Here is a 3,733-nt window from a genome sequence, read left to right as displayed (position 1 = left end):
AGGGCCTGACCGAGCGCGACCTGACCTACGCCGTCGCGGTCAAGGGCACCACCACCGCCTACCCGGGCGACGCCGTCCCCAAGCGCCCGCCCTACTGCGGCCAGGGCCGCCCGCCCGGACCGGCCTACCCCGTCCAGCACAGCACTCTGCGCCAACTCGCCCTGAGCACAGGGCGATCGTCGGCACGAACCGTGACCTGGCGCCAGGGCAGCAAGACCACGAAACACAACCCCCGCGCCGAGATGCGCTCGCGGTTCCTGGCGCTGCGGGTCAGACCCGCAAACCGGACGATCCGCCGCGCCGCCGACGGCTCCCTGCCCGAGTGCTGGCTGCTGGCCGAATGGCCGCCCGGCGCCGCCGAGCCCACCGACTACTGGCTCTCCACCCTGCCTGCCGACACCCCGCTGCGCGAACTGGTCCGCATCGCCAAGAGCCGCTGGCGCGTTGAACACGACTACCGCGAGCTCAAGGACGGTCTGGGCCTGGACCACTTCGAGGGCCGCAACTTCCCCGGCTGGCACCGCCACGTCACCCTCGCCTCCCTCGCCCAGGCGTTCTGCACCATGCTCAGGCTCGACCCAAAAGCGCCTGCGCCGGCCTGACCCTCTACGCGGTCCTCCGCGCGCTTCAGGCCCTCCTGGCCACCTGGACCGGCGCCTGCTCGATATGCGGCCAATCCGCACCGACACCAGAACCACACCACAGGACCTAACAAAGCCCTACTAGGGGTGCTAACAGAATGCGATCCAGGTGATGGGCTGTCGGTTAGCCCACCTTGGCGGCGGCACGGATGCATGTACGGTCCGAGGCAACCGTATTGCCGAAGTAGGAGCTCTTGCATGCCTGTTGCCTTCACCTCGACTGAAGCGCATGACCGCGGAATGTTGGACACTGGGGATGGCAATCTCGTGTACTGGGAGGTGCGCGGCAATCCAGACGGCAAGCCCGCGCTCATCGTCCACGGCGGACCCGGGGGCGGGAGTCCGTCCGGCACCCCAAAGGCATTCGACCCGGAGCGCTACCGGATCATCCTGTTCGACCAGCGGGGGTGCGGACGCAGCACGCCGCATGCGAGCGATCCTGCGACGAACATGCGCCTCAACACAGCTGAGCTGCTGCTACGCGACATGGAGCAGTTGCGTGTGCACCTGGGGGTTGAACGCTGGTTGCTCTTCGGCGGGTCGTGGGGCTCGGCACTGTCGGTCGCCTACGCCGAACGGCATCCGGAACGAGTGTCGGAGATGGTGCTTCCCGCATTTTGGATGATGGGCCCTTCGGAGGTGGACTGGCTGTACCGCGGAGGGGTCGCCCGGCTCTTTCCCGAGGCGTGGGAGCGGTTCAGGAACGGCGCACCCGAAGGCGAGTGCGATAGTGACCTGATTGCTGCTTATGTGAAGCTCTTGGAAGACCCTGACGCGACGGTACGGGCGCAGGCGGCACTCAACTGGGCAGCCTGGGAGGACGCCGTTCTCTCCTTGGAGCCCAATGGCAAACCAGCTCCCTATAGCGACCACGCCTCGGACGCCGTGCAGGCGTTCGCGCGGATCTGTGCCCATTACGCAGCCAGCGACGGATGGTTGGAAGACGGCGTGCTGTTGCGGGGTGCCGGGCGCCTGGCCGCGATCCCCGGTGTGATCATCCATGGCCGGCACGATCTGAGCTGCCCGCTCGGTGCCGCATGGGAATTCGCGCGGGCCTGGCCAGGCGCGGAACTCGTGGTCTTCGACGACGCCGGGCACAAGGGCAGTGCCGCCATGAGCAGGCACGTGCGTGCTGTGCTGGAGCGATTCGACGGGCGGTGATGGCAGTGATCAGCCTGGGTGTCGTCATTGCCGGGGCGCAAGGACGTGCCACACCTTCGGCTCGTAGTCGAGATCGTGTCGTGCCGCATCAAGGAAGGCCATGCGGGCGTTAGTCGTGGCTTGCAAAACGGTAGAGAACTCTTCCTGTTCCAGCTCCCTGTTGGAAGACCACACGGCCATGACCCCCTCCGCTTCCCTGATGACGTACTCCGGCGCAGAGACGGATTCCGGCCACGCACAGAGCAGTTCGATGTTGGCTTCGGCTTGTCGCGTCAGGAGGTGGCCTACAAGGTCATCTTTGCTCTCGTAGTCCACTCCGTGCAGGTTGCGTATCCAGTGGGTTGGAAGGGTGTTCGCCGTGATGGGGTCAGGGAATCGGCGGTACGCCTGCGCGCGGTCCTCTGCGCTTCCGGTTCGGGCGACTCCGACGGGGCGGTCGCGGCTGAGGAGGGCGCTGTTGCAGATCAGGGACGTGTGTACTCACTCGTAGAAGCAGGCCGCCCTCAGCATGTCGGCGATCAAGCTCCAGTCGGGCTGGTCTGGAACGCGCTCTCCTCGATTGATGAAGTAGCCGTCCATGTCATTGGTCCAGGCGCTGAGTGCTTCGAGGTAGCGGTCGAGTGATCGGTTCTGCCAGCCGCCGGAAGCGGTCTCGGCCTCTTGGCTGAGCTTTCCCATGTAGGAGACGAGGTCTGCCCTTGTTCTCACCCAGCTGGTGTCGTTCAGAGAGTCCATGCCGCAGATCCTGCACTCTCCCCGGCTGGGACCTCCATCGGGGGTTGGCCCGCCGGCTGGTGCGCTGCGTGATGCGACGCGGGCCTGTAGCTCGACGGTGGAGTTCTCATCGCCAGCGCGGCGGAGCTCGGCGCGGGCGCGGCCGCGGACGGCGACGGCGTCCAGGAGCTCGGCTGGGGTGTCGGAGCCGGGGTCGGGCATTCGCTTGCACCAGGCCGGGATGCGGGGCGGCTGCAGGCCCGCCTCGTGGCATCAGGCGAGCCAGCCGCCGACCGCGCCGCGGCGGGCGTGCACCTGGGGTCAGAGGTAGGCGCCTGGGGCCTTCACTGAACGACGTCATTCGGCCACGCACAGTTGTCGATCGTGCGTACGGTATTGCGACGGCCCCGGGAGGCGCCCGCAGGGCCGGTGAATGGGAGGGGAACCATGTCCAGCATGTCCAGACGAACCCTGCTCGGATACTCCGGGACGACCGCCGCGGGTGCGGTCCTGGGCGGCGCGGCGGCGGCGCAGCCGGCCCAGGCCGCCGAGCCCCAAGCCGTGCTGGCCCAGGCGCAGACCGCCTCGGCCGACTTTCCCGCGGGGACCCTCTTCGAAGGCAGGGTCGGCATGGACACCGGCGCTGAAACCCCCGCCGAGCTGCGGATCAAGTTCAGCGTGATGATCGAGGAGACGCCCCCTGCCAACTCCGTCATCTCCTCGCAAGAGATCGCCGACGCGCTCAACGAACTCGCCGCCCGCAAGGGCTGGCCGACGATCACCTTCTACGGCACACCGGCACCCGCCCGGCTGAACTGACGCATCACGTCAGCGGCCCCGCACCGTTCACCGGCACCACCACGGGCCGGTCGGCGCGGGGCCGTCCCGCGGGCTGACAGGCGAATGGCTCACTGAGGATGGCGTTCTCCTCCGTGATCGCCAGGGGCATATCGATTCCAGGTTCCGCCGGCCCCTGCGAAGATGTTGAGTTGTCCCGCCCCCGCACCACCACGCTGACCGACAACGCGACGCAGTCCCTGGCATGGAGCCCCGACGGCAGAACCCTTGCCGGCGCCACCTCCCAGTACAGCGTCAAGAACACATGCGGTAGGGCAGTCCGGGGCGGTCGACCCCGGTGCGACGACCCGCACTTCAAACAGGCCGTCGTGAAATCCGGTCGCGGCGTACAACCCTTGCAGTACACAAGGTGTCGTACA

General features: G+C 67.5%; 5 protein-coding genes. 3 read left to right on the top strand and 2 right to left on the bottom strand.

The annotated features are described in order from the left end of the window. Together ACNPQM_RS43815 and pip are read left to right on the top strand one after the other, a co-directional pair. Positions 1-602 (top strand): transposase (locus ACNPQM_RS43815; RefSeq protein ID WP_418088375.1); only part of this gene is annotated, 602 nt, incomplete at its 5' end. A 237-nt stretch (positions 603-839) separates the two neighbouring features. Then, a complete protein-coding gene (gene pip, locus ACNPQM_RS43810; protein ID WP_418088374.1) occupies positions 840-1,802 on the top strand; it encodes a prolyl aminopeptidase in 963 nt (320 codons plus the stop codon). Between the two features lie 24 nt (positions 1,803-1,826). Here the strand turns inward: pip and ACNPQM_RS43805 are convergent, their stop codons facing one another. Next, positions 1,827-2,117, bottom strand: coding sequence for a hypothetical protein (locus ACNPQM_RS43805; RefSeq protein WP_418088373.1), 291 nt, complete (start codon positions 2,115-2,117; stop codon positions 1,827-1,829). Positions 2,118-2,282: 165 nt separating this feature from the next. After that, positions 2,283-2,537, bottom strand: a complete 255-nt coding sequence (locus tag ACNPQM_RS43800) for a DUF7660 family protein (RefSeq protein ID WP_358863005.1) — start codon at positions 2,535-2,537, stop codon at positions 2,283-2,285. A 435-nt stretch (positions 2,538-2,972) separates the two neighbouring features. On the opposite strand from ACNPQM_RS43800, the gene ACNPQM_RS43795 reads away from it, so the two are divergent. Next, positions 2,973-3,335 (top strand): hypothetical protein, encoded by a 363-nt coding sequence (locus tag ACNPQM_RS43795; RefSeq protein ID WP_418088372.1) that lies wholly within the window; start codon positions 2,973-2,975, stop codon positions 3,333-3,335. Positions 3,336-3,733: the final 398 nt, after the last annotated feature.

Origin of the sequence: Streptomyces sp. NPDC056231 (assembly GCF_048270745.1) — a bacterium.
Classification (GTDB): Bacteria; Actinomycetota; Actinomycetes; order Streptomycetales; family Streptomycetaceae; genus Streptomyces.
This window is presented reverse-complemented; position numbering and strand designations above follow the sequence as displayed.

Coding starts and splice junctions, on each gene's coding strand:
- pip (WP_418088374.1), top strand. CDS start 840: ATGCCTGTTGCCTTCACCTCGACTGAAGCGCATGACCGCGGAATGTTG.
- ACNPQM_RS43800 (WP_358863005.1), bottom strand. CDS start 2,537: ATGGACTCTCTGAACGACACCAGCTGGGTGAGAACAAGGGCAGACCTC.
- ACNPQM_RS43795 (WP_418088372.1), top strand. CDS start 2,973: ATGTCCAGACGAACCCTGCTCGGATACTCCGGGACGACCGCCGCGGGT.